Origin of the sequence: Intrasporangium sp. (genome assembly GCF_035280925.1) — a bacterium.
Taxonomy (GTDB): domain Bacteria; phylum Actinomycetota; class Actinomycetes; order Actinomycetales; family Dermatophilaceae; genus Intrasporangium.
Map to the genome: position 1 here is coordinate 1 of NZ_DATEEY010000181.1, position 21,955 is coordinate 21,955.

The following is a 21,955-nucleotide window of genomic DNA, read 5'->3' on the forward strand; positions in this document are numbered from 1 at the left end:
GCATGTGCCGCGACCCGGTTCAGCTCCGTGACGCTCAGGTGCTCGATGTTCTCCACGATGGTGTCGATGATCCCGTCGAGCTGCCCCGGGTCGGCGATGCGGACGACGTCCTTGTGCAGGCGCAGGACCACCGCGGCCTGCGCCACGGACACCTCCCCGCTGGCCACCTTGTCACTCAAGGCCTGCCACCGCGGGTCGTTCATCGCCCCGCCCATCAGCGCCAGGGACGTTGCTTGACCACACCCGAGCGCGGGCGCCTGCGCCTTGAGCCAGTCCACCCGGGACAGGCCGTCCTCGGCGCCCAGCGCCCGCGAGTCGGCCTCCCTGGCCAGGACCGCGGTCAGCGTCTGGCTCAGCTGGCCCAGCCGTTGGGCCGCGGCCACACCCGCACTCACTTTGGCCTCGGACAACGACCACGTCGGGAACCGGGACGCCAGCTTCTGCACAATCTCGACGGCGAGCTCGAGCGCACCAACGAGGCCCTCCGCCTCGATCAGCCGCTGCGCTTCCATGGTCTCCCCTGACCTCTCGGACGAGATCGCCAACCGACTCGCCGGCATCTCCGGACGATCCCACCGAACCACAATCGCGAAAATGGGCCCGGCGGATATCCCCAGCCCCTCGAGAAAGGCCTACCCGAGAGCTTTGAGGACCTTCCAGGGGACGACCGCAAGGACCGCATCACGGCGGCGAAAGGTCATATAAGCCTATGTGATCGTCCATATAATGGTTGGTTATTGCAGGTGCAAGGCCTGCTGGCGACACTGGAACGCATGCCGACGCATCGCCTCACCTGCCCGTACTGCGGGGGTGACGACCTGACCCCTTGGCCGGACCCACTTCACGCGTGGTCCTGTCTCGCGTGCCTGCGGGTGCTTCGGGTCGAGGTCGTGCAGCCGGCTTCCGTGTCTGGATGGGGCGTCCTCCGGACAGTGCGCCAGGTCCCCTTGACAGCCTGAGAGACATCTGGCGGGAATCGTTGTCCCCGGCATGCGGTTTGATCGGAGGACGAAGGAGGGCCCGCCTTGGGGATGCAGCCGTGGATGATGATGCGATCGCTCTCGCGCGACCGCAGCGTCACCGACCGCACCCTTGCCCCGGGCACTCGCCGGCGGGTCCTGTCCTATGCGGCTCCGTACCGCTCGTGGATCATCGCCTTCCTCGGCGTCGTGATCGTCGACTCAGTCCTCGTCGTCACCGTGCCGCTCCTGCTCAAGGCGCTCGTTGACGACGGCGTCATCCCCAAGGACTCCACCGTCGTCGTCCGGCTGTCCCTGATCGTCGCGGGGATAGCCCTGTTCGACGCGCTGTTCAGCGTCGTCCAGCGCTGGTTCTCGGCGCGGATCGGCGAGGGGCTCATCAAGGACCTGCGCACCGAGGTCTTCTCCCACGTGCTGCGCCAGCCCATCGCCTTCTTCACGCGGGCCCAGACCGGCTCGCTGGTGTCGCGACTCAACAATGACGTGATCGGTGCGCAGCAGGCCTTCACGTCAGTGCTGTCCAACGTCGTCAGCAACATCGTGTCCGTCGTGCTCGTCATCGGCGCCATGCTCGCGTTGTCGTGGCAGCTGACTCTGGGTTCGCTCCTCCTGGTCCCGCTCTTCCTCTTCCCGGCCAAGCTCATGGGCCGACGCCTCGCGGAGCTCGCTTCTCGCCAGATGTCGCTCAACGCCGACATGGGCACTCGGATGACGGAGCGCTTCAACGTCGCCGGCGCGCTCCTGGTGAAGCTCTTCGGCGACCCCAGGCGGGAGGAGACGGAGTACGACGAGCGGGCCGGCCGAGTCCGCGACATCGGCATCCAGATCGCGATCAACCGCACTGTCTTCATGGCGGCGCTCACCCTTGTCGCTGCGATGGCGACGGCGATGGTCTACGGCTTCGGCGGCGTCATGGCCGTCAACGGGACGCTCACGGTCGGGACGCTCCTGGCCCTGACCGCCCTGCTCGCCCGGCTCTACGGGCCGCTGACGTCACTGTCGAACGTCCGGGTCGACATCATGACTGCGCTCATCTCGTTCGAGCGCGTCTTCGAGGTACTCGACCTCAAGCCGCTCGTCGACGAGCACCCGGGGGCCGTTCCGCTGCCCGACGAGCCGCTGGGCGTCGAGCTCGACGACGTGTCCTTCCGGTATCCATCGGCTGACGAGGTGTCGCTGGCCTCTCTCGAGGCGACGGCGAGTGGTGATCGTCGCGCCGGTGGAGAGGTGCTCCATGGCGTGAACCTCACGGTCGAGCCGGGCCAGCTCGTCGCCCTCGTTGGTCCCTCGGGTGCCGGCAAGACGACCTTGACCTCACTTGTGGCGCGCCTCTACGACCCCACCTCCGGGGTCGTCCGCGTCGGTGGACTCGACCTGCGCGACGTGACCCTGTCGTCATTGCGGGACCGCCTCGGCGTCGTCACGCAGGAGGCCCACCTGTTCCATGACACGATCCGGGCCAACCTGCTCTATGCCCGACCCGATGCCACCGAGGAGGACATGGCAGCCACCCTGCGGGCGGCACAGATCAGCGACCTCGTCGACGACCTGCCCGAGGGCCTCGACACCGTTGTGGGAGACCGTGGTCACCGGCTCAGTGGGGGTGAGAAGCAGCGCCTGGCGATCGCCCGGTTGCTGCTCAAGGCGCCCGACATCGTCGTCCTCGACGAGGCCACGGCGCACCTCGACTCCGAGTCCGAGGTGGCGGTTCAGCGCGCCCTCGATGCCGCGCTCGCCGGTCGCACGTCGGTCGTCATCGCACACCGACTCTCGACGATCCGCCAGGCGGACCTCATCGTCGTGATGGACCACGGTCGCATCGTCGAGACCGGTCGTCATGCCGACCTGCTCGCCGCCGGAGGGCTTTACGCGCAGCTCCACGCCACGCAGTTCGCGGACTCGCCGCCACCTGCCGCAAGCCCGTCCACGGAGTCCGTCGAGGCGGAGGCCGTGGCAGCAGAGTCGCTCGCAGCAGAGTCGCTCGCGGCGGAGTCCGTGGGAGCGGAGTCCGTGGGGCTGCCCGCAGGGCCACGGCTGTCCTGACCGCCCAGCGTGCCTATGCTGCCCGGGTGTCGAACGATCCGCGCAGCATGACACCGGAGGCGTTCCATGCGCCCATCCGGCCCCAGCTCGAGATGTTCCTCGACGAGCACCGCGCAGCGCTCAACAGGTGCTTGGACGGGCTGACCGAGGAGGAGGCCCGCCGCTCGCTCGTGCCGTCGAGGACGACGCTGCTCGGACTGGTCAAGCACGCGACCTTCGTCGAGGGGGTGTGGTTCGACGAGGCGATCACGAGGCGGTCTCGCTCGGAGATCGGGATTCCGGCAAGTCCGGACGCGTCGTTCATCCTGGATCCGGAGGACACGATCGAGACCATCCGGGCCTCGCACCAGCGCGCGTGTGCCGCCTCCCGCGAGGCCACGGCCACACTCGCGCTGGAGGACATCATCACGGGCAACCGCCGCGGCCCCCTGCCGCTGCGCTGGGTCTACCTCCACATGATCGGGGAGCTGGCGCAGCACTGCGGACACGCGGACATCCTCCGGGAGCAGGTCCTCGCGGCCAGGCGAACGGGCGCTGGCCCACATATCTAGCCCGCCCCAAGCCCACACCAGCCCACACCAGCCCACACCAAGCCCACACCTGGCCAGACGGGCGCCTCGAGCGGGCGACGCGTCAGGCGTCCTCCTCGTCCCAGATCCGCACCTTCTTCGGCCTCGCGGTCGCCTCCTGCCGGGAGTCCTCGGCCGACTGGATCGCCTGCCGCCGGATCGCGAACCACACGAAGACCAGCCCCGCCGGCATCGTCAGCCACCACTGGATGGCGTAGGCCTGATGGGGACCGAGACCCTCGTCGGGGCGCGGCAGCGGTACGACCGGGTGCTCACCCGCCGGCGCGGGCGGCGTCTGCGAGCCGAGCACCACGTAGGCGCCTACGTCGCTCAGCTCAGGAACCCGCGCCCGTGCGTCCGAGATGCTGATGCTCGCCAGCTGGGGGGCGGGTAGGTCGCGGCCCAGGTCGGGCTCACCGCTCCGTAGCCACCCGACCACCTCGATCGGGCCCGACGGCGGTGGGTCGGCCGAGGGAGTGCTCTCGGCGTCCCGGGCATTGGGTACCCAGCCCCGATCGACGAGGATGGTCAGCCCGTCCGTGACGAACGGCGTGAGGACCTCAAAGCCGACGGTCTGGTCCTTGGTGCGGTTGCGAACCATGAGGTCGGGGCCGGGTCGGTAGGAGCCCTGCAAGGTCACCCGGGTCCACTGCTGCTCCGGCGTGAGCCACTCCCCGCTCCTGTCGGCCCCGCCCCCGTGCGCCAGGACGGTCGCGATCGGCGCTGGGTCGGCTTCGTAGTTCTGTTCGATGGCCGTGACCTTGGTGCGCTGCTCGACGTGTCGGCCCCACTGCCATGAGCCGAGCATCCAGCACGCCACACCGAAGAGGATGGCGGCGACGGTGACGAGCAGCCATCGCCGAGTGAGCCAGAGCCGGAGCACACCATGACGCTACCCGGCTTAGAGTAGTGGTCATGACGCGCCTTCCGGATCCCACCGTCCGGCCCGCCGACGCGATGAGCCGGCCGGTCGGCCAGACCGGTCTGCGGGACCAGTTCGGCCGCGTGGCCCGAGACCTACGCGTCTCGGTGACCGACCGCTGCAACCTGCGCTGCACCTACTGCATGCCCGCCGAGGGTCTGCCCTGGATGCCAAAGGCGGAGATGCTGACCGACGAGGAGATGCTCCGGCTCATCGGGCTCTTCGTCCGTGACGGCGTCACCCAGGTGCGCCTCACCGGTGGAGAGCCGCTGCTGCGCAGGTCCCTCGTCGAGATCGTGGCCGGCATCGCTGCGCTCGAGCCGCGCCCGCGGATCGCGATGACGACGAACGGCGTCGGCCTCGAGCGTGTCGCCCAGGGCCTCGCGAGCGCAGGCCTGGACCGGGTCAACGTCAGCCTCGACACGATCGACTCCGAGACCTTCACGCGGCTCACGCGACGGGACCGGATCGCCGACGTCGAGCACGGACTCAAGGCTGCGGCGGATGCCGGCCTCACCCCGGTCAAGGTCAACGCCGTCGCCATGCGAGGCGTCAACGACGACACCGTGGCAGACGTCCTGCAGTGGTGCCTGGACCGTGGTTACGAGCTGCGCTTCATCGAGCAGATGCCGCTCGATGCCCAGCATGCGTGGGACCGCCGCGACATGGTGACCGCGGACGAGATCCGAGCGAGGTTGTCCGACCGCTTCACCCTCACCGCATTGCCCGCGGAGGAGCGGGGCAGCGCCCCGGCGGAGCGGTTCCTCGTGGATGGCGGTCCGGAGACGGTGGGCATCATCGCCAGCGTGACCGCCCCCTTCTGTGCGGCCTGCGACCGGACCCGGCTGACTGCCGACGGCCAGGTGCGCAACTGCCTCTTCTCCCGCACGGAGACGGATCTGCGCACCCCAATGCGCGAGGGCGCCACCGACGACGAGCTGCTCGACCTCATGCGCGGGGAGATGTGGCGCAAGCGACGTGGGCACGGGATCGGCGCGCCGGACTTCGTCCAGCCGGACCGTCCCATGTCCGCGATCGGCGGCTGAGCCAAGACTCGTCGACGTGGCCCGCCCGCTGCGGACCCCGGTCCCCGTCTGGCGGAGTTCCCGGCACATGACGCGCCCGCTGCGGACCCCGGTCCCCGTCTGGCGGAGTTCCCGGCACGTGGCCCGCCCGCTGCGGACCCCGGTCCCCGTCCGCCCGGCTCAGCCGTCCGCGTCGGTCAGCGCGCCGACGGGGATCACCTCGATGAGGAAGCCCCGCAGGCCGACGAAGTCCGCCAGCGACTGCTGGTGCTGGTCGCAGGCGAGCCACACCTTGCGCCGCCCTTCCACGTGCAGCTTCGGGTTGCGCCAGACGACGGCATGCCGGGCAGGGGCACGGCAGCCCTTCGCGCTGCACACGTGGTCCTGGGTCCTCGGAACGGGACCGGCGAGCGGCTCCGTCACTGCTCGAGCCGGTTGCGGTCCGGCTGGGGCGTCACCGGCTGGATCGACCCGGATTGGCTCGGGCGCACGGCGTTGGCCGTGACGACGGCGAAGTACGGCAGCACGACGGCTCCGATGATGGCGACCCAGCGCATCCAGCCGTGGAGGACGAAGACGAGGCCGAAGCAGGCGACACGGATGCCCATCATCGTCAGGTACCGCCGGATGCGTTGGCTCTGGTCATCCGCGGGCGAGGTCGGTGCCGAGGTGACGGTGTGCACCACGGGTCGCTGCTTGCCTTCTCCCACCCATCCACCATAAGCCCGGCACGAGCGGATGAACCCGGCGCCCCGGGGACGGCTTCGGCGTACCCGTCGGTAGTCCACTAGGTTCGGGGCTTGACCCCGAGATGCCGGATCGGGCGCGTCCACGCCCCGGAAGGAGACACCAGGTGGCAGACACCGAGCCGCGCAACGTGCTCGTCACGGGAGGCAACCGAGGGATCGGCCTCGCCATCGCCCGCGCCTTCCAGGCGGCCGGTGACAACGTCGTCATCACGCACCGCTCCGGGAAGCCACCAGAGGGCCTCGGGGGTGTCACCTGCGAGGTGACCGACACGGAGTCCGTCGACCAGGCCTTCACGGCCGCCGAGGAGATCTTCGGGGGCCCGGTCGAGGTTCTCGTGGCCAATGCCGGCATCACCCGCGACACGCTGCTCATGCGGATGAGCGATGAGGACTTCGACACCGTCATCGACACCAACCTCGCCGGCGCCTTCCGCTGTGCGCGCCGCGCAGCCACCGGGATGATTCGCAAGCGCAAGGGCCGGATCATCCTCATCTCGAGCGTCGTCGGGCTCTACGGCTCCCCGGGCCAGACCAACTACGCGGCGTCGAAGTCGGGCCTCGTCGGCCTCGCCCGTTCGATCACCCGCGAGCTCGGCGGTCGTGGCATCACGGCCAACGTGGTCGCACCCGGCTTCATCGACACCGAGATGACCGACGTCCTGCCCGAGGAGCAGAAGAAGGCCTACCTGGCGAGCATCCCGGCCGGCCGCTTCGCCACCCCTGAGGAGGTGGCCTCGGTCGTCCGCTTCATCGCGAGCGACGAGGCGGCCTACATCAGCGGTGCGGTCATCCCCGTCGACGGGGGACTCGGCATGGGGCACTGACCCAGCCCAGCGGCATACGACACCAGCGTTTTCCCGTATGCCGCTCAGCTCGCTTCCGCTCGAACGCCGCCTCCCACACGAGAAAGTCACGAGAAGACATGGGAATCCTCGAAGGCAAGAAGCTCCTGGTCACCGGTGTCCTGATGGACAGCTCCATCGCGTTCCACGTCGCGAAGATCGCCCAGGAGGAGGGCGCCGAGGTCGTCCTGACCTCCTTCGGGCGGACCATGAAGATCACCCAGGCCATCGCCAAGCGGCTGCCCACGACACCCGAGGTGATCGAGCTCGACGTCGCCGACCAGGAGCACCTCGACACGCTCGCGGACCGGCTGCGCCAGCACGTGGAGCGGCTCGACGGGGTGCTGCACTCCATCGGCTTTGCGCCCCAGGGCGCCTTCAACTTCCTGGAGGGCTCGTGGGAGGACGTGTCCACGGCGCTGCAGATCTCGGCCTACAGCCTCAAGTCGCTGTCAGTGGCGGCGCTTCCGCTCATGGCCGATGGCGGCAGCGTCGTCGGCCTGACCTTCGACGCGAAGTTCGCGTGGCCGGTCTACGACTGGATGGGCGTGGCGAAGGCCGCGTTCGAGTCGACGAACCGTTACCTCGCGCGTGACCTCGGCCCCAAGCATGTCCGGTGCAACCTCGTGGCTGCCGGGCCGATCCGCACCACGGCGGCCAAGTCGATCCCGGGTTTCGAGCAGTTCGAGCAGGTGTGGGACGAGCGGGCGCCGCTGGGTTGGGACGTCAACGACCCCGTGCCCGCCGCGCAGGCGTGTGCCGCGCTCCTGTCGGACTGGTTCCCCGCGACGACGGGCGAGATCGTCCACGTCGACGGCGGCGTCCACGCCATGGGTCAGTAGCCTCAGGCTCGGACTCCCGGCACTGGGGGAGCGGCGGTCGGCGTTCCGTCGCTGAGGTCCGCCTCCTCGATCTCCTCGCGCGTGATGCCGAGCAGGTAGAGCACCGAGTCGAGATAGGGCACGTTGACGCTGGTGTGCGCCTGCTCGCGAACGAGCGGCTTGGCGTTGAAGGCGACGCCCAGGCCCGCGATGTGGAGCATGTCGAGGTCGTTCGCACCGTCCCCGATCGCCACCGTCCGGCTCAGCGGCAGCCCCTCCAGCTCTGCGAACTCGCGGAGGGCGGCCGCCTTGCCGGCCCGGTCGACGACCACGCCCACGAGGGCACCTGTCAGCACTCCGTCGCGGATCTCGAGCCGGTTCGCCCGGGCATGGTGGATGCCGAGCTCGGCCGCCAGCCCGCCGACGATCTCGATGAAGCCACCGCTGACGAGGCCGACCGTGAACCCGAGGCGCTTGAGGGTCCGGACCAGGGTGCGGGCTCCCGGTGTCAGGACGATGTCCTGGCTCACCTCGGCGAGCACCGACTCCGGAAGCCCCGCCAGAGTGGCCACCCGAGCCCGCAGCGACTGCTCGAAGTCGAGCTCGCCGGCCATGGCGCGCGCGGTCACGGCAGCCACCTCCTCCTCGCGCCCGCAGTGGGCGGCGAGCATCTCGATGACCTCCTGCTGGATCAGCGTCGAGTCCACGTCGAGGACCACGAGGCGGCGTCCGCGCCGCGCGAGGCCGCCCGGGGCGACGGCGATGTCGATCCCCGACGACGCTGCCACGAGGGCCAGCTCGTTGCGGAGCGAGGGCACGAAGGCGCCGCTGATGTCGAACTCGACCGTCGTCACGGGGTAGCGCGACAGCCGCCGGATCCGGTCGATGTTCGCGCCGTGGTTCGCGATCTGCGCCGTGACGAGGGCCACGGCGTCGGCGAGCAGGGGCGCGCCGAGCACCACGACGGCGGCGCGGCCCTGCCGCGGTCGCCCGTTGTCCCCGCTGCCCTCGAGCACGGTCAGCGACAACCCGAGCCGGTGCGCCGCCACGGCAGCGGCGTCGCGCAGCTCGTCGGAGTGGTCGCCGGGGTCGAGGAGCACCGCCAGCGTGAGGTGTCCGTGCACGGCAACCTGCTGGATGTCGAGCACCTCGGCGCCCGTTGCGCTGATGGCTCCGAGGATCGTGCTGGTCACACCCGGTCGGTCCTCGCCGGTCAGGGTCAGGCTCAGGGTCTGGGCGTGCTCGCTCGTCACTCTCGAAAGGCTAACCAGCCGTGTTGAGGGGCGACGCATCGATCCGGCATGCGACCGATCACACCGCGTTCGTCTCGTCCCGCCACTGCAACAGGTCCCGGGCCCGCCCGAGGTCCGGATGGGCCGCGGAGATGCCGGCCGTGAACAGGCGGGTGCCGACGTCATGCAGCCGCTGCGCGTTGCCCGCGTAGTCGGCCCGCTGGTCCGGGTTGCGCCCAGGGACGAAGGCCACGCCGGCTGAACGCTCGATCTCCAGTGGGTCGCGTCCGCGACGCCGGCACCACTCGTCGAGCACTCGGTGCTTGTGTGCGATGACGTGGTCGTCGCCGAAGCCGTGCCAGATCGTCGCGTGCTCGGCGACGAGGCGCAGGGTCTTCCGCTCACCCCCGCCACCGATGAGGATGGGGATGCCACGCGTCGGCTTCGGGTTGAGCCGCTCCCAGCGCCGACGGATGACGGGCAGGTCCTTGGCGAGGTCGTCGAGACGGCTCCCCGCGGTCCCGAACGCGTAGCCGTACTCGTCGTAGTCACGCCGTGCCCATCCCGACCCGATCCCGAGGATGAGCCGTCCACCGCTCACGTGGTCGACGGTCCGCGCCATGTCGGCCAGCAGGTTGGGGTTGCGGTAGGAGTTGCCCGTGACGAGGCAGCCGATCTCGACCCGCTCGGTCACCTCCGCCCACGCGGCGAGAATCGTCCACGCCTCGAAGTGGGCCCCGTCCCGGTCACCACTCAGCGGGAAGAAGTGGTCCCACGTGAAGAGGATGTCGGTCCCGAGCTCCTCGAGCGTGCCTGCCAGAGAACGGATCTGCGCCCACGTGGCATGCTGCGGCGGGATCTGGAATCCGACCCGCGCCGGCCTCGGGTCCGTCGCGCTGATCGGTGCCGTCTCGCTCATGCTTCCTCCACGGATGAGGTCGTATGCCGCATGGCTGGCTCCACGCGGATCGTGCGGACCGCCGGTGGTCAGGTCGCCATCCTCGCAGCACCGGGACAGAGATTGCCCTGGACGGCAGGTGCTCAGGACAGGACGCGAAGGGTCATCAGGGTTGGATCGGCGGCATAGGCGACGCGGGTTCCATGCCCCTGGGCCGTCCTCACTGCCTCCACCGCTGCTGTCGTGACCTGCTCGCCGGGCGCGAGGACCGGGACTCCCGGCGGGTAGGGCGCCACGAGCTCAGCGCACGTCCGTCCGATGGCAGCGGCCGTGGGGACCGACTCGTGCGGTGCGAAGAACGCGGTGCGGGGCGTCGTCACGACGATCGGGTCGACGTTCCAGGCGGCGGCAGGGACGACGGCGCGTGGCTCAGCACGGTGGCGCTCCAGGGCTTCAGCGAGGGCGTCGCCGAGCCGGCCGACAGTCAGGTCGTCGTCGGCCAGGGTGACGAGCGCGACGATCGTGTCTCGGTCGGCCATCTCGACCGGGAGGCCCTGCGCGATGAGGTCCTGCTCGACCTGGATGCCATCCGCCCCGGTGCCGCCGAGCACGAGCGTCACCTTTGCGGGATCGACGTGGGGCCCGTCGAGGACCACGAGGCCCGGGATCTCGGAGAGCCTGGACCTGGTGCGGGCAACGCGGCCGACGAGCTCCCCGAGCAGCGCGGCACCGTCCCGGGCGAGCAGGGCCCGTGCCGCGTCGGCGCTGGCCAGGATGGCACCGGCCGGGCTCGTCGTGTGGGTTGCCTCGACTGCCGCGTCGAGCCGCGCCGGGTCGATCCGGTCGGTCCGGGCCAGCAGGTAGGCCGCCTGCGACCACGCTGGCAGCGTCTTGTGTGCGGACGTCACGAGTGCGTCGGCGCCGAGGGCGAGGGCGTGCTGGGGAAGGTCGGGATGGAAGCCGAAGTGGGCCGCCCAGGCAGCGTCGACGACGAGCGGCACACCGTGTCGGTGCGCCACCTCGGCCAGCCGCGCGACGTCGCCGACCGTCCCGACGTAGGCCGGGTCCCCGACGAGGACGGCGACCGCGTCCGGTGCCCGGCGGAAGCCGTCCTCGACGGCGGCGGGGCTCACGCCGAGGGGCAGACCGGTGCCTGCGTCGAGGTCCGGTCGGAGCCAGACCGGCTCGAGGCCGGCGAGGACGAGACCGAGGAGCACCGATCGGTGGAGCGTGCGTCCGACGAGGACCCGGTCGCCGTCCGACCCGATGGCCAGGGCCAGCGCCTGGTTCGCGTGGGTGGACCCGCCGACCGAGAAGCGGCAGACGTCGGCGCCCCACAGGGCGGCGGCCCGCGCCTCCGCGTCGGCGAGGACGCCGCCTGTCAGCTTCACCGTGTCGAGGCCGCCGTAGAGCGGGATGTCCCCGGCCACGACGTCGCCCACGAGGTCGGTCCGGTGCTTGTGCCCGGGAATCGTGAAGGGCGCGGGCGGCTGCTCCTGGAAGCGCAGCCACGCGTCGAGGAGGGGTGCGTCGCCACGCAGCCCCCGCGGGTCAGTCGGCATCGAGCCGCTCGGCGAGGGACCCGACGGCCGTGACGATGGCCTCGGGAAAGAGGCGTACCTGGCGCAGGTCGACCCACTCGTCGACCGAGTGCAGCCCGCCCCCTGACGGTCCACAGACGAGAGCCGGGATCCCGCTCTCCTCGAAGAGCGGGGCCTCCATCCAGTAGGGCGCTTCGAAGGGGGCGCCGGTCCGGCCCGGTACCGTGCTGAGCCGTGCGGCGAGGGCGGTCGCAAAGGTCCGCGCCGGGCCCGCTGGCTGCAGCTGCCACGACTCCCGGGCGACGACCAGCCGCGCGGTGGCCGTGACCGTCGGGTCCTCCTCGCGCATCCGGGCCAGGAGCGCCTCGACCTCATCGAGCGCCACACCAGTCGCCTCCCCAGGAGCGGTCCGGCGCTCGACGGTCGCCGAGGCCCGGTCCGCGACGGTGAAGGGTGCACGGCCACCGCGGACCACGCTGACGAGGAGCTCACCACCCCTGGCCCGGACCGGCTCCCGTGCGGCCGCGACGGCGGCCAGGAAACGTCCCAGCTGCGCCACCGCGTCGACCCCCTCGTCCGCCTGCGACGTGTGGACGGCGCGTCCCGCGAGCTCGACCTCGACGACGGCGAACCCCCGGAGGCTCACGGTGAGGTCGAGGTGACTCGGCTCGGCGACGAGTGCCAGGTCGGGCCGAAGATCGGTGGCCCCCAGCCGTGCGAGGACGGTCTCGGTGCCGAGGCTCCGGTCCTCCTCGTCCGCCACGAGAGCGAGCACCACCGAGCCGCTCCCACGCCGGGCAAGCTCCTCGGCGGCGACGACGACCCCGGCCACCCCGCCCTTCATGTCTGCCGCGCCGCGGCCGAAGAGGCGGTCACCGTCGATCCGCGGGCTGAACGGCTCGGCCATCCCGGCCACCCCGACGGTGTCGACGTGGCCGTTGAGCAGGAGACAGGGACCCGGCGCCGAACCCGTGTGCCAGGCGAGCAGGCTCGGCCGGTCCGGATGGCCATCGGGTGTCACGACCAGCGTGGAGAACCCGGCCCGCTCGAGGCGTAGCCGCAGGTGCGCGACGATGGGCGCCTCGCCGCGTGCCCCTGCCACGAGGCCCGGGTTGACGGAGTCGATGGCCACGAGCTCTCCGAGCAGCTCGACGGCCTGCTCGTCCAGCTCGCGTGCGGCCGACTGGCTCACCGGGGGACGGCCTGGCCCTTCCCGATGACGACGATCCCGGTGTCGGTGACGTGGAAGCCGCGGGCCACGTCGTGGTCGTGGTCGAGGCCGATCTGCGCGCCCTCTGGCACCACGACGTTCTTGTCGATGATCGCGCGCCGGATCTGTGCGTGGCGGTGCACCTGCACGCCGTCGAGGATGACCGAGCCCTGGACGCTCGCGTACGAGTGGACACGGACGAGCGGCGACAGCACCGACGCGTAGATGTGGGCGCCGGACACGACGACCCCGGGAGACACGGCCGAGTTGAGGGCCTCACCGATGCGGTCGCCGCTCCCGTGGACGAACTTCGCCGGCGGATAGCCCTGGTGCTGCGTGTAGATCGGCCACTCGTAGTTGTAGAGGTTGAACACCGGGTGGATCGACACGAGGTCCATGTGGGCGTCGTAGTAGGACTCGATCGTGCCGACGTCGCGCCAGTAGCCACGATCGCGGTCCGTCGCGCCGGGCACCGGCGTGTCCTTGAAGTCGTAGACCGCAGCGTCACCGCGAGAGACGAAGTCGGGCACGATGTTGCCGCCCATGTCGTGCTTGCTCTCGTCGTTGTCGCGGTCGCGCGTCACCGCATCGATCAGCGCATCGACGGTGAAGACGTAGTTGCCCATCGACGCGAGGATCTCGTTGGGGCTGTCCGGCAGTCCCTTGGTCTCCGTGGGCTTCTCGAGGAAAGCGGCGATCCTGGTCGGGTCGCTGTCGTCCACCTCGATGACCCCGAACTGGTCGGCCAGCGAGATCGGCTGTCGAATCGCCGCGACGGTGCACCCGGCGCCGGACTCGATGTGCTGCTCGACCATGTGGCTGAAGTCCATGCGATAGACGTGGTCCGCGCCGACAACGACGACGATCTCCGGCTTCGCGTCGTCGATGAGGTTGAGGCTCTGGTAGATGGCGTCCGCGCTACCGAGGAACCAGTTCTTGTCGACGCGTTGCTGGGCCGGCACGGTCGTCACGTAGTTGCCCAGGAGGGTGGACATGCGCCACGTCTTGGTGACGTGCGCGTCAAGGCTGTGCGACTTGTACTGCGTGAGGACGACGATCTGGAGGTAGCCGGAGTTGACGACATTGGACAGGGCGAAGTCGATGAGCCGATAGATCCCCGCGAACGGGACCGCCGGCTTGGCTCGGTCAGCGGTGAGGGGCATGAGCCGTTTGCCCTCTCCTCCGGCCAGGACGATCGCGAGGACCTTGCGGTTGGAGTTCGGGCTTCGTCGCGCCATGACCTCACCCTAGGTGGCGCCACGACGTGGGGGGAGGTTTGTCCCGAAGCAGGGCGCGTCCCGTCCGACCACCAATGCATTCCGTGTGCCGCCGGGCTGGCTCCGCGGGGCCGGTCCGTTTCAGCCGGGTACCAGACGCGTTCGCGGCTAGGCTCGACGCGTGCGCGTCGACATCCTGAGCAAGGAGTACCCCCCGGCGATCTACGGGGGAGCAGGCGTCCACGTCGCCGAGCTGGTCCGGGCCCTGCGGGCCCGGGGTGGCCTCGAGGTTCAGGTCCGGTGCTTCGGGGCTCCCCGTGACGAGCCGGCAACGCAGGCCTACGGCGACCTGACCGAGCTTGCCGACGCCAACGCCGCGATCCAGACGCTCGGGGTCGACCTGGCGATGGCCGGTGACTGTGTCGGGGCTCACCTGGTGCACTCGCACACGTGGTACGCCAACCTGGCGGGCCACCTCGCCTCGCTCCTCGGCGGCATGCCGCACGTCGTGACGGCCCATTCCCTCGAGCCGCTGCGGCCATGGAAGGCCGAGCAGCTCGGCGGTGGCTACCGGGTCTCCTCGTGGGCTGAGCGCACCGCCTACGAGTCGGCCGCGGCCGTCGTGGCTGTCAGCGACGGGATGCGCGAGGACATCCTCAAGAGCTACCCCTCGCTGGACCCCGGCCGAGTTCATGTCGTGCACAACGGGATCGACTCGCGGCTCTGGCAGGCGGACCGGTCTGCCCAGGCACGAGCCGTCGTCGAGCGCCACGGCGTGGACCCGGACCGGCCGTCGATCGTCTTCGTCGGCCGGATCACCCGCCAGAAGGGCCTGCCCTACCTGCTGCGCGCGTGTGCCGAGCTGCCACCCGACATCCAGCTCGTCCTCTGCGCCGGGGCGCCCGACACGCCGGAGATCATGGCCGAGGTCGAGGGCCTCATGGAAGGCCTGCGGGCACAGCGCGAGGGCGTCGTGTGGATCGCCGAGATGCTCCCTCGTGAGGAGGTGATCGCCCTGCTCTCGCACGGCACCGTCTTCGCCTGTCCCTCGGTCTACGAGCCGCTGGGGATCGTCAACCTCGAGGCGATGGCGTGTGAGCTGCCCGTCGTCGCGACGGCCACGGGCGGCATTCCTGAGGTCGTCGTCGATGGCGAGACCGGCTGGCTCGTGCCGATCGAGCAGGTCCAGGACGGCACGGGCACGCCCGTGGATCCGGACCGCTTCGTCGCCGACGTCGCGGCCGCGCTGACCGACGCGGTGTCTGACCCCGACCGGGCGCGACGGCGCGGTCTCGCTGGGCGTGACCGCGCCGTCGAGTCGTTCTCCTGGGCGTCCATCGGAGACCGCACCCTCGACGTGTACCGCACGGTCCTCGGCACGTGACACCATTCCGTATGCCGCTGGGCTGAGTCCCGACACCCGCTCGCTCCCGCGACACCAAGGACTCCAGGGACGCCAGGGACGCAAGGACCCCAGGGAGGTCACCGATGCTCGAAGTGCTGACCGGGATGGGTCTGTCCGCGGCGGCAGGACTGAACGCCTACATCCCGTTCCTCGTCGTCGCCCTCGGCGCACGGTTCACCGACATCATCACCCTGCCGACGAACCTGACGTGGATCGAGAGCGGCTGGGCGATCGGTATCGGTTCGGTGCTGCTGCTCGCCGAGATCGTCCTCGACAAGATCCCCGCCGTCGACACGATCAACGATGCCGTCCAGACCTTCATCCGGCCGAGCATGGGTGGGCTCATGGTCGCCGCGACCTCCGCCGCCGAGAAGGCCGATCAGTCGACCTGGCTGGCCGACAACCCCTGGGTCGGGGTCGTCACGGGCGTCGTCGTCTCCGGACTGGTCCACGCCGGCAAGCTGACCGTCCGGCCCGCCGTCGATGCCGGGACCTTGGGCATGGGCACCCCGGTGGTCTCGACTGCCGAGGACTCCGCGTCGCTCGGCCTGAGCCTCATCGCGATCCTCGTACCGGTCCTCGTCATCGCGGCGCTCATCATGCTCGCGATCGTCCTCATCGTGCTGGTTCGGACCGTGCTCCGATGGCGGCGTCGTCGTCGTCGAACCGGCGACCCGGACGTGCGGGTCAGCTGATGAGGCGGCCGGTCAGGGCGTGCTCGACGCCGAGCAGCTCGGCCGGGGCGCCCAAGAGCTGCTGGAGCAGGTCCCGCGGCTTCGGATAGCCAGGACCCAACGCCTCGAGGTAGCGGTCGTGGGCCGACAGCGACGCCACCGCGGCCTCGAAGTGCCCGGAGACGTCCACGAAGTGGGTTGGTTCCGGGTCGGCGGCGACGAACAGCTGCTGGGCCTGCCACGGCTCGAGGCCCTCGTCGGCGAGCCCGCGATAGATCCAGCGGTTGCCCGCATCGGCCCTTGCGTCGAGGGTGGCGAGACCCACCGCGCGGTGGTCGGCCTGGTTGACCATGCCGCCGGGGAAGTAGGGGGCGAAGTTCGTCGCGATGATGAGGTCAGGTCGGCGGATACGGATCTCGCGGGCGATCGCACGGCGCAGCGGGATGCCGTACTCCACCACGCCGTCGCGGAAGTCGTCGAGGAACTCGACCACCGTCACGCCGACCTCCTCGGCGCCGTCGCGCTCCTCCTGCTCACGAACCGGACCGGCCTCCTCCGGAGCCATCGTGTCGATGCCGGCCTCGCCCCTCGTCACGAGCAGGTAGGTCACCGACGCGCCGGCCCTGACCCACTTGTCGACCGCGGCAGCCGTGCCGTACTCGAGGTCGTCGGGGTGTGCGGCCACGCACAGGACGCGCGCGACGGCCGACTCGTCCAAGGGTTGGAGCTCGTGCTGTTGGGACATGGCCCAACTATGCCCGGCGCCACCCCGCAAGACTCATGACCGCGACGTTCGTGGCGTCGCCAAGGGCGTCGTCCGCGTCGGCAGCCAGAGAGCGCACGAGCGACTCACGTCGAGCGCTCGTGCCCAGGTCGAGCCCGTCGGAGCCGAGGCTGGTGAGCCGCCGAGCCCGTCGGGCGAGCACCGCTGCCGTGGCCGCCATCGACATGACCCGCAGGGCCTTCCCCGGGGTGTCGTCCGGCAGGCCCCACGGACGCGTGTCCAGCGCGGTCTCGGCCTCGGCCCTGGCCGCTGCACCCCATGGCGTCCCGCCAACCCGCTCGAAGGCGTCCGTGTGCTCCTTGAGGCGGCTGACCAGCGTGCGCTCGACATCGCGCAGGTCGATCATCTCCAGCCGGTGCCGTGGCACGGGCTGCGCGTCGTGGGCCGACCAGTCGACCCGCCACCCGGTGTCGCCTGACGGGCCGTACTCCGTGAGCTTCGGGACGAGCAGGCCTCCCAGCGACGGCACGAAGACGCACTCGCCGGCCTCGGCAGCCAGCGCTGCGGCTGGGAGCGAGCACAGCGGCATACGGCTCATGTCTCCCGGTCGGGGGAGAGCGACGAACAGAGCCCGTTCGCCGAGGTCGTGCCACACCTCGAGGCGGCCGAGATCACCGGCCACGTGGTCCAGGTCGGGGAAGGAGCGGGCCAGGGCGGCTGGGAGGGAGACCGCGTCGTGCCACGCAGCCGTGACCCACAGCGCAAGCCGCACGGACCCTGGGAGCTCGGACATCAGGCGCCATCGTAGGCCGCGCGCCGAGGGCCGGTGAGCCGCTCTGTCCGACCTCCGAGGGCCTCACGGGGTGGCATAGGGTCATGCCATGAGCGATGTCCTCGCCTTGGCCGGCGTGTCCGTCAGACGGGGCACCACGATGCTGCTCGAGGACGTGAACTGGGACGTCGAGGAGGGGGAGCGCTGGGTCATCCTCGGCCCCAACGGAGCTGGAAAGACGACCCTGCTGCAGATCGCGGCGGCCCGGATGCACCCGACGAGCGGGGTGGCCGGCATCCTCGGCGAGGTCCTCGGAGCAGTCGACGTCTTCGAGCTGCGGCCGCGGATCGGCCTCGCGAGCTCGTCGATGGCCGAGCGAATCCCGGGCGACGAGCTGGTGGGGAACGTCGTGGTCACCGCCTCCTACGGCATCCTCGGCCGATGGCGCGAGCAGTACGACGACCTCGACTACGTGCGCGCCATGGAGCTGCTCAAGGCGATGGGCGTCGACCACCTCGCGGACCGGCACTACCGCACCCTCAGCGAGGGGGAGCGCAAGCGGGTCCAGATCGCCCGGGCACTGATGACCGATCCGGAGCTGATGCTGCTCGACGAGCCGGCGGCCGGTCTCGACCTGGGTGGGCGCGAGGACCTCGTCCGACGGCTGGGAGAGCTCGCCGCCGACACGGACGCGCCGGCCCTCGTCCTCGTGACCCACCACGTCGAGGAGATCCCACCGTCGTTCACGGACGTCCTCCTGCTCCGCCAGGGCCGGGTCGTGGCCGCGGGGCCGATCCCGATCACGCTCACCGAGGAGAACCTCTCCCAGACGTTCGGGCTGCCCCTCGTGCTCGAGCGATACGGCGAGCGGTGGTCCGCCCGCGCGCGGCCGTGACCATACCGTTGCCTCCCGCGATTCGCGTTCGACGGAACTGAGGCAGAATCGAAGACGTCACAGGTGTGACGCACGAGGCGTCGCCCCGGCTGGGGCGACACGGACGAAGGTCGGGTGCAACGTGTTCGAGGGTTACGTATGGATCGTGTGGCTCGGAGTCTCTCTCCTGCTCGTCGCCGTCGAGGCCGCGAGCGGCGACTTCACGTTCCTGATGCTCGCCGGCGGTGCACTCGGAGGGTCTGTGGCGGCCGCCCTCGGAGCACCGGTCGCCGTCCAGTCAGTGGTCGCCGCCCTGACCGCGATCGCGCTGGTCCTCACGGTGCGGCCCTGGCTGAAACGCCGGTTCACCAGTGTGCACGAGCCGATGGGAGCCGAGGCCAACCTTGGCAGATCGGCGTACGTGCTCGACCGTGTGACGACCTCCAACGGACGGGTCAAGCTCGCTGGCGAGACGTGGAGCGCCCGCACGACGGGCGACAGCATCGAGCCGGGTGAGGAAGTCGTCGTCGACGCGATCGAGGGCGCAACCGTCGTCGTGAGCCGCGCCCGCATCCTCGGGAGCTGACTGCCACCTGCTGTTTCGCCACCAACGTCTTCTGCGGGCGCCGCCCGCAGCCAAACCCGCGCGACCGGTCAGGAAGCGCATCCACAGAACAGACAGGGAGTAGGTCGTGGACCCCGTACTCATCATCCCGGTGCTGATCGTCGTCGTGGCGCTCGTCATCGTGCTGCGCACGGTGCGCATCGTGCCGCAGCAGACGGCGCAGATCGTCGAACGGCTCGGCGGCTACAACAAGACGCTGACGGCGGGGATCCACTTCCTCGTGCCGTTCGTCGACAAGGTGCGCGCCAACATCGACCTGCGCGAGCAGGTCGTCACCTTCCCTCCGCAGCCGGTGATCACGTCCGACAACCTCGTCGTCAGCATCGACACGGTCATCTACTACTCGGTGATCGACGCGAAGGCAGCCGTCTACGAGATCGCCAACTTCATCCAGGGCATCGAGCAGCTCACGGTGACGACGCTCCGCAACGTCATCGGGTCCCTCGACCTCGAGCAGACCCTCACCAGCCGCGACCAGATCAACGGCCAGCTCCGTGGCGTCCTCGACGAGGCGACCGGCAAGTGGGGCATCCGGGTGAACCGGGTCGAGCTCAAGGCGATCGACCCGCCCCACTCCGTGCAGGACTCGATGGAGCAGCAGATGCGCGCCGAGCGGAACCGGCGCGCGGCCATCCTCACGGCCGAGGGTGTCAAGCAGTCGGCGATCCTCACCGCGGAGGGTGAGAAGCAGAGCCAGATCCTGCGCGCCGAGGGCTCCGCCCAGGCCCGGATTCTCGAGGCGCAGGGCCAGGCTCGCGCCATCCAGCAGGTCTTCGGCGCGATCCACCGCGGCAAGCCGACCCAGAAGCTGCTCGCCTACCAGTACCTCCAGGTCCTCCCGCAGATCGCCCGCGGCGACTCCAACAAGATGTGGATCATCCCGTCGGAGCTGACGGACGCCCTGCGCGGCATCGGGTCTGCTCTCGGCGCCACCGAGGCCAGGGCCGACCTCGGCGTCGACGAGTCGTTCGAGCAGAGCCCGCCCGATGACGACGCGTTCGCCGAGACGGTTCTCGAGGACCCGGCGAAGGCCCTCGCCGAGGCGCGCGGCCAGGCGGCCCAGGCCAGCGCCGAGTCCACCGAGCACGCAGCCCCCGTGAGTCGCCAGCAGCCACCCATCCGGCCTCCCGCCGACCAGGTGCCTCCCGTCGCCCAGGTGCCCTTTGAGCACCCGGCGTCGACGACGAACCCGACGTCGGCGGACGGCGTGGGAACGGGACCGGCCGCGCCCGAGGCGCCCCGGAACACGACGCAGGCGTCGGACCTGCCGGAGGATGGAGACGGGTCGCCCTCCCGCTGACCGGACCAGGCAGCACCCGGCCACCCGCTCCTCTAGGGTGGCCGGGTGTCGTTCTGGTCAGCCGTAGCCATCGCGCTGGCCGGGGCCGGAGCGGGCCTGATCAACACCATCGTCGGCTCGGGCACGCTCCTCACCTTCCCGACGCTGCTCTTCTTCGGCGTCAACCCCCTTGCGGCCAACGTGTCCAACACCGTGGGCCTCGTGGCGGGAGGCGCGAGTGGCGCCTGGGGCTACCGCCACGAGCTGACCGGCCAGGGGCCCACGGTTCGCCGGCTCATGCCGCTGTCCTTCGTCGGGTCCGTCATCGGCGCCGCCCTGCTCCTCATCCTGCCGCCGAGCGCCTTCAACGCCATCGTGCCGGCCCTCATCGGCATCGCGCTCGTCCTCGTCCTCGTGGGGCCGCGCATCCAGGCCTGGGCCTCCCGGGACCGTCACGAGCAGCCGGCCTGGCACGCTCCGGCGATGAGCGTGGGCGTGCTCGTCGCGGGTATGTACGGCGGCTACTTCGGTGCGGCCCAAGGGGTCCTCCTCATGGGCCTGTTCAGTGCGCTCAGCGCCGAGCCCCTCCAGCGGCTCAACGGCTACAAGAACGTCCTCGCGCTCGTCGTCAACCTCGTTGCGGCGCTGCTCTTCGTCCTCTTCGCTCGCGAGCACATCGACTGGCTCGTCGTCCTGCTCATCGCCGCCGGCAGCGCCCTCGGTGCGGTCATCGGCGCTCGCGTCGGGCGTCGGCTCCCGCCGAACGGCCTGCGGGCCGTCATCGTCGTCATCGGCGTCGTCGCAATGGTCAAGCTGATCTGGTTCCCGTGACGAGCGTCCACGTCGCGCTCGGTCTCGCCGTCGCGCTCGGGGCGTTCGTCCAGGGCTCCATCGGCTTCGGGATCGCCGTCGTCTCCGCACCGTTCATCGTCGTGTGGGCGCCCGAGCTCATGCCGGTGGCGATGCTCGTCGCCAGCCTCGCCGTGCCGGTGGTCCAGCTCCTCCATGGGCCCCGCGAGATCGCGTGGCGGCCGCTGAGGTGGGCCATCACCGGTCGCGTCCTCTTCACGCCGGCGGGCGTCTGGGTCGTCGCCGCCTTCTCCGTCGACGTCATCGCGGCGCTCGTCGGCGTCCTGCTGCTCGTCACCGTCGCGGTGTCGCTGACCCGAGTGCACATCGACGCGAGTCCCCGCAGCGCCTTCGCGTCCGGGGCCGTGGCAGGGGTCGCGGCCACCGCGGCGTCGATCGGTGGGCCGTTCTTCGCTCTGGTGCTCCAGCACGAGACGCCGGTGCGAGTGCGGTCCACGCTCTCGTGGTTCTTCGTCATCGGCTCGGCGATCTCCCTGGCTGGTCTCGCCATCGGCGGGAGGGTCGACGTGGCGTCAGTGCGCGCCGGGCTCCTCTGGATCCCCTTCGCCGTCGCCGGCTACGCAGCGGCGGGACCCGCCCGCCGACTGCTCTCCAGTGGCCGACTGCGGATCGCGGTCCTCGCCTTCTGCACCCTGGCGGGGACCTTGGTCGTCATCCGAGCTCTCGCTTCGTGAGGGACCAGG

23 protein-coding genes are annotated in these 21,955 nt (G+C 70.4%); 12 read left to right on the forward strand and 11 right to left on the reverse strand.

What is annotated here, in order from left to right:
• On the reverse strand, positions 1-512 hold a 512-nt coding region (locus VJN29_RS16465), incomplete at its 3' end, for a hypothetical protein (protein ID WP_324144722.1).
• Between the two features lie 519 nt (positions 513-1,031).
• Between VJN29_RS16465 and VJN29_RS16470 the strand changes: the two genes are divergently transcribed.
• On the forward strand, positions 1,032-3,023 hold the full coding sequence (locus tag VJN29_RS16470) for an ABC transporter ATP-binding protein (RefSeq protein WP_324144820.1): 1,992 nt from the start codon (positions 1,032-1,034) through the stop codon (positions 3,021-3,023).
• Between the two features lie 47 nt (positions 3,024-3,070).
• A complete protein-coding gene (locus VJN29_RS16475; RefSeq protein WP_324144821.1) occupies positions 3,071-3,574 on the forward strand; it encodes a DinB family protein in 504 nt (167 codons plus the stop codon).
• Positions 3,575-3,656: 82 nt separating this feature from the next.
• Here VJN29_RS16475 and VJN29_RS16480 read toward each other — a convergent pair whose 3' ends face one another.
• Positions 3,657-4,475 (reverse strand): SURF1 family protein, encoded by an 819-nt coding sequence (locus VJN29_RS16480; RefSeq protein WP_324144723.1) that lies wholly within the window; start codon positions 4,473-4,475, stop codon positions 3,657-3,659.
• Between the two features lie 32 nt (positions 4,476-4,507).
• On the opposite strand from VJN29_RS16480, the gene moaA reads away from it, so the two are divergent.
• A complete protein-coding gene (moaA, locus tag VJN29_RS16485) occupies positions 4,508-5,560 on the forward strand; it encodes a GTP 3',8-cyclase MoaA (protein WP_414654403.1) in 1,053 nt (350 codons plus the stop codon).
• A 159-nt stretch (positions 5,561-5,719) separates the two neighbouring features.
• Here moaA and VJN29_RS16490 read toward each other — a convergent pair whose 3' ends face one another.
• A complete protein-coding gene (locus VJN29_RS16490; RefSeq protein ID WP_324144724.1) occupies positions 5,720-5,962 on the reverse strand; it encodes a hypothetical protein in 243 nt (80 codons plus the stop codon).
• The gene (locus tag VJN29_RS16495) at positions 5,959-6,249 is read right to left on the reverse strand and encodes a DUF3099 domain-containing protein (RefSeq protein ID WP_324144725.1); all 291 of its coding nucleotides are present in this window, start codon (positions 6,247-6,249) and stop codon (positions 5,959-5,961) included. The genes VJN29_RS16490 and VJN29_RS16495 overlap by 4 nt, the downstream gene beginning before the upstream one ends.
• 101 nt (positions 6,250-6,350) lie before the next feature.
• Here VJN29_RS16495 and VJN29_RS16500 point away from each other — a divergent pair, with 101 nt between their 5' ends.
• Positions 6,351-7,112: a beta-ketoacyl-ACP reductase gene (locus VJN29_RS16500; RefSeq protein ID WP_324144726.1), complete on the forward strand. Its 762-nt coding sequence runs from the start codon at positions 6,351-6,353 to the stop codon at positions 7,110-7,112.
• A 98-nt stretch (positions 7,113-7,210) separates the two neighbouring features.
• Complete coding sequence (gene fabI, locus VJN29_RS16505) at positions 7,211-7,972, forward strand: enoyl-ACP reductase FabI (protein ID WP_324144727.1); 762 nt, start codon at positions 7,211-7,213, stop codon at positions 7,970-7,972.
• Positions 7,973-7,974: 2 nt separating this feature from the next.
• Here fabI and serB read toward each other — a convergent pair whose 3' ends face one another.
• The 5 genes from serB to glgC form a co-directional block, all read right to left on the reverse strand.
• Positions 7,975-9,204 carry a phosphoserine phosphatase SerB gene (gene serB, locus VJN29_RS16510; RefSeq protein ID WP_324144728.1) on the reverse strand — a complete coding sequence of 410 codons (1,230 nt, stop codon included), beginning with the start codon at positions 9,202-9,204 and terminating at the stop codon, positions 7,975-7,977.
• A 58-nt stretch (positions 9,205-9,262) separates the two neighbouring features.
• The gene (locus tag VJN29_RS16515; RefSeq protein WP_324144729.1) at positions 9,263-10,102 is read right to left on the reverse strand and encodes an LLM class F420-dependent oxidoreductase; all 840 of its coding nucleotides are present in this window, start codon (positions 10,100-10,102) and stop codon (positions 9,263-9,265) included.
• A 122-nt stretch (positions 10,103-10,224) separates the two neighbouring features.
• The gene (locus VJN29_RS16520) at positions 10,225-11,643 is read right to left on the reverse strand and encodes an aminotransferase class I/II-fold pyridoxal phosphate-dependent enzyme (protein WP_324144730.1); all 1,419 of its coding nucleotides are present in this window, start codon (positions 11,641-11,643) and stop codon (positions 10,225-10,227) included.
• Positions 11,633-12,814 carry a M20/M25/M40 family metallo-hydrolase gene (locus VJN29_RS16525; RefSeq protein WP_324144731.1) on the reverse strand — a complete coding sequence of 394 codons (1,182 nt, stop codon included), beginning with the start codon at positions 12,812-12,814 and terminating at the stop codon, positions 11,633-11,635. The genes VJN29_RS16520 and VJN29_RS16525 overlap by 11 nt, the downstream gene beginning before the upstream one ends.
• Entirely contained in the window at positions 12,811-14,070 is a 1,260-nt protein-coding gene (gene glgC / locus VJN29_RS16530) for a glucose-1-phosphate adenylyltransferase (protein WP_324144732.1), read from the reverse strand. Before glgC ends, VJN29_RS16525 begins: the two co-directional genes overlap by 4 nt.
• A gap of 160 nt (positions 14,071-14,230) precedes the next feature.
• On the opposite strand from glgC, the gene glgA reads away from it, so the two are divergent.
• Both glgA and VJN29_RS16540 read left to right on the forward strand, forming a co-directional pair.
• A complete protein-coding gene (gene glgA, locus VJN29_RS16535) occupies positions 14,231-15,433 on the forward strand; it encodes a glycogen synthase (RefSeq protein ID WP_324144733.1) in 1,203 nt (400 codons plus the stop codon).
• Positions 15,434-15,537: 104 nt separating this feature from the next.
• Positions 15,538-16,149 (forward strand): DUF4126 domain-containing protein, encoded by a 612-nt coding sequence (locus tag VJN29_RS16540; RefSeq protein ID WP_324144734.1) that lies wholly within the window; start codon positions 15,538-15,540, stop codon positions 16,147-16,149.
• Here VJN29_RS16540 and VJN29_RS16545 read toward each other — a convergent pair.
• On the reverse strand, positions 16,142-16,873 hold the full coding sequence (locus VJN29_RS16545) for a PIG-L deacetylase family protein (protein ID WP_324144735.1): 732 nt from the start codon (positions 16,871-16,873) through the stop codon (positions 16,142-16,144). The two genes, VJN29_RS16540 and VJN29_RS16545, sit on opposite strands and share 8 nt — an antisense overlap.
• A gap of 7 nt (positions 16,874-16,880) precedes the next feature.
• Complete coding sequence (locus tag VJN29_RS16550) at positions 16,881-17,645, reverse strand: hypothetical protein (protein ID WP_324144736.1); 765 nt, start codon at positions 17,643-17,645, stop codon at positions 16,881-16,883.
• 88 nt (positions 17,646-17,733) lie between these two features.
• On the opposite strand from VJN29_RS16550, the gene VJN29_RS16555 reads away from it, so the two are divergent.
• From VJN29_RS16555 to VJN29_RS16575, 5 genes are all read left to right on the forward strand, one after another.
• Positions 17,734-18,519: an ABC transporter ATP-binding protein gene (locus tag VJN29_RS16555; protein WP_324144737.1), complete on the forward strand. Its 786-nt coding sequence runs from the start codon at positions 17,734-17,736 to the stop codon at positions 18,517-18,519.
• A 121-nt stretch (positions 18,520-18,640) separates the two neighbouring features.
• Positions 18,641-19,084 (forward strand): NfeD family protein, encoded by a 444-nt coding sequence (locus VJN29_RS16560; RefSeq protein WP_324144738.1) that lies wholly within the window; start codon positions 18,641-18,643, stop codon positions 19,082-19,084.
• Positions 19,085-19,190: 106 nt separating this feature from the next.
• The gene (locus tag VJN29_RS16565; protein WP_324144739.1) at positions 19,191-20,423 is read left to right on the forward strand and encodes an SPFH domain-containing protein; all 1,233 of its coding nucleotides are present in this window, start codon (positions 19,191-19,193) and stop codon (positions 20,421-20,423) included.
• A 45-nt stretch (positions 20,424-20,468) separates the two neighbouring features.
• Positions 20,469-21,233: a sulfite exporter TauE/SafE family protein gene (locus VJN29_RS16570; protein ID WP_324144740.1), complete on the forward strand. Its 765-nt coding sequence runs from the start codon at positions 20,469-20,471 to the stop codon at positions 21,231-21,233.
• Positions 21,230-21,946 (forward strand): TSUP family transporter, encoded by a 717-nt coding sequence (locus VJN29_RS16575; protein WP_324144741.1) that lies wholly within the window; start codon positions 21,230-21,232, stop codon positions 21,944-21,946. The genes VJN29_RS16570 and VJN29_RS16575 overlap by 4 nt, the downstream gene beginning before the upstream one ends.
• The last annotated feature ends 9 nt before the right edge of the window (positions 21,947-21,955 follow it).

Excerpts from the sequence above, each read along its gene's own strand:
- VJN29_RS16520 (WP_324144730.1), bottom strand. The coding sequence starts at position 11,643 with ATGCCGACTGACCCGCGGGGGCTGCGTGGCGACGCACCCCTCCTCGAC.
- VJN29_RS16545 (WP_324144735.1), bottom strand. The coding sequence starts at position 16,873 with ATGTCCCAACAGCACGAGCTCCAACCCTTGGACGAGTCGGCCGTCGCG.
- VJN29_RS16550 (WP_324144736.1), bottom strand. The coding sequence starts at position 17,645 with ATGTCCGAGCTCCCAGGGTCCGTGCGGCTTGCGCTGTGGGTCACGGCT.
- VJN29_RS16555 (WP_324144737.1), top strand. The coding sequence starts at position 17,734 with ATGAGCGATGTCCTCGCCTTGGCCGGCGTGTCCGTCAGACGGGGCACC.
- VJN29_RS16515 (WP_324144729.1), bottom strand. The coding sequence starts at position 10,102 with ATGAGCGAGACGGCACCGATCAGCGCGACGGACCCGAGGCCGGCGCGG.
- VJN29_RS16470 (WP_324144820.1), top strand. The coding sequence starts at position 1,032 with ATGCAGCCGTGGATGATGATGCGATCGCTCTCGCGCGACCGCAGCGTC.
- VJN29_RS16540 (WP_324144734.1), top strand. The coding sequence starts at position 15,538 with ATGCTCGAAGTGCTGACCGGGATGGGTCTGTCCGCGGCGGCAGGACTG.
- glgC (WP_324144732.1), bottom strand. The coding sequence starts at position 14,070 with ATGGCGCGACGAAGCCCGAACTCCAACCGCAAGGTCCTCGCGATCGTC.
- VJN29_RS16475 (WP_324144821.1), top strand. The coding sequence starts at position 3,071 with ATGACACCGGAGGCGTTCCATGCGCCCATCCGGCCCCAGCTCGAGATG.
- moaA (WP_414654403.1), top strand. The coding sequence starts at position 4,508 with ATGACGCGCCTTCCGGATCCCACCGTCCGGCCCGCCGACGCGATGAGC.
- fabI (WP_324144727.1), top strand. The coding sequence starts at position 7,211 with ATGGGAATCCTCGAAGGCAAGAAGCTCCTGGTCACCGGTGTCCTGATG.
- VJN29_RS16500 (WP_324144726.1), top strand. The coding sequence starts at position 6,351 with ATGCCGGATCGGGCGCGTCCACGCCCCGGAAGGAGACACCAGGTGGCA.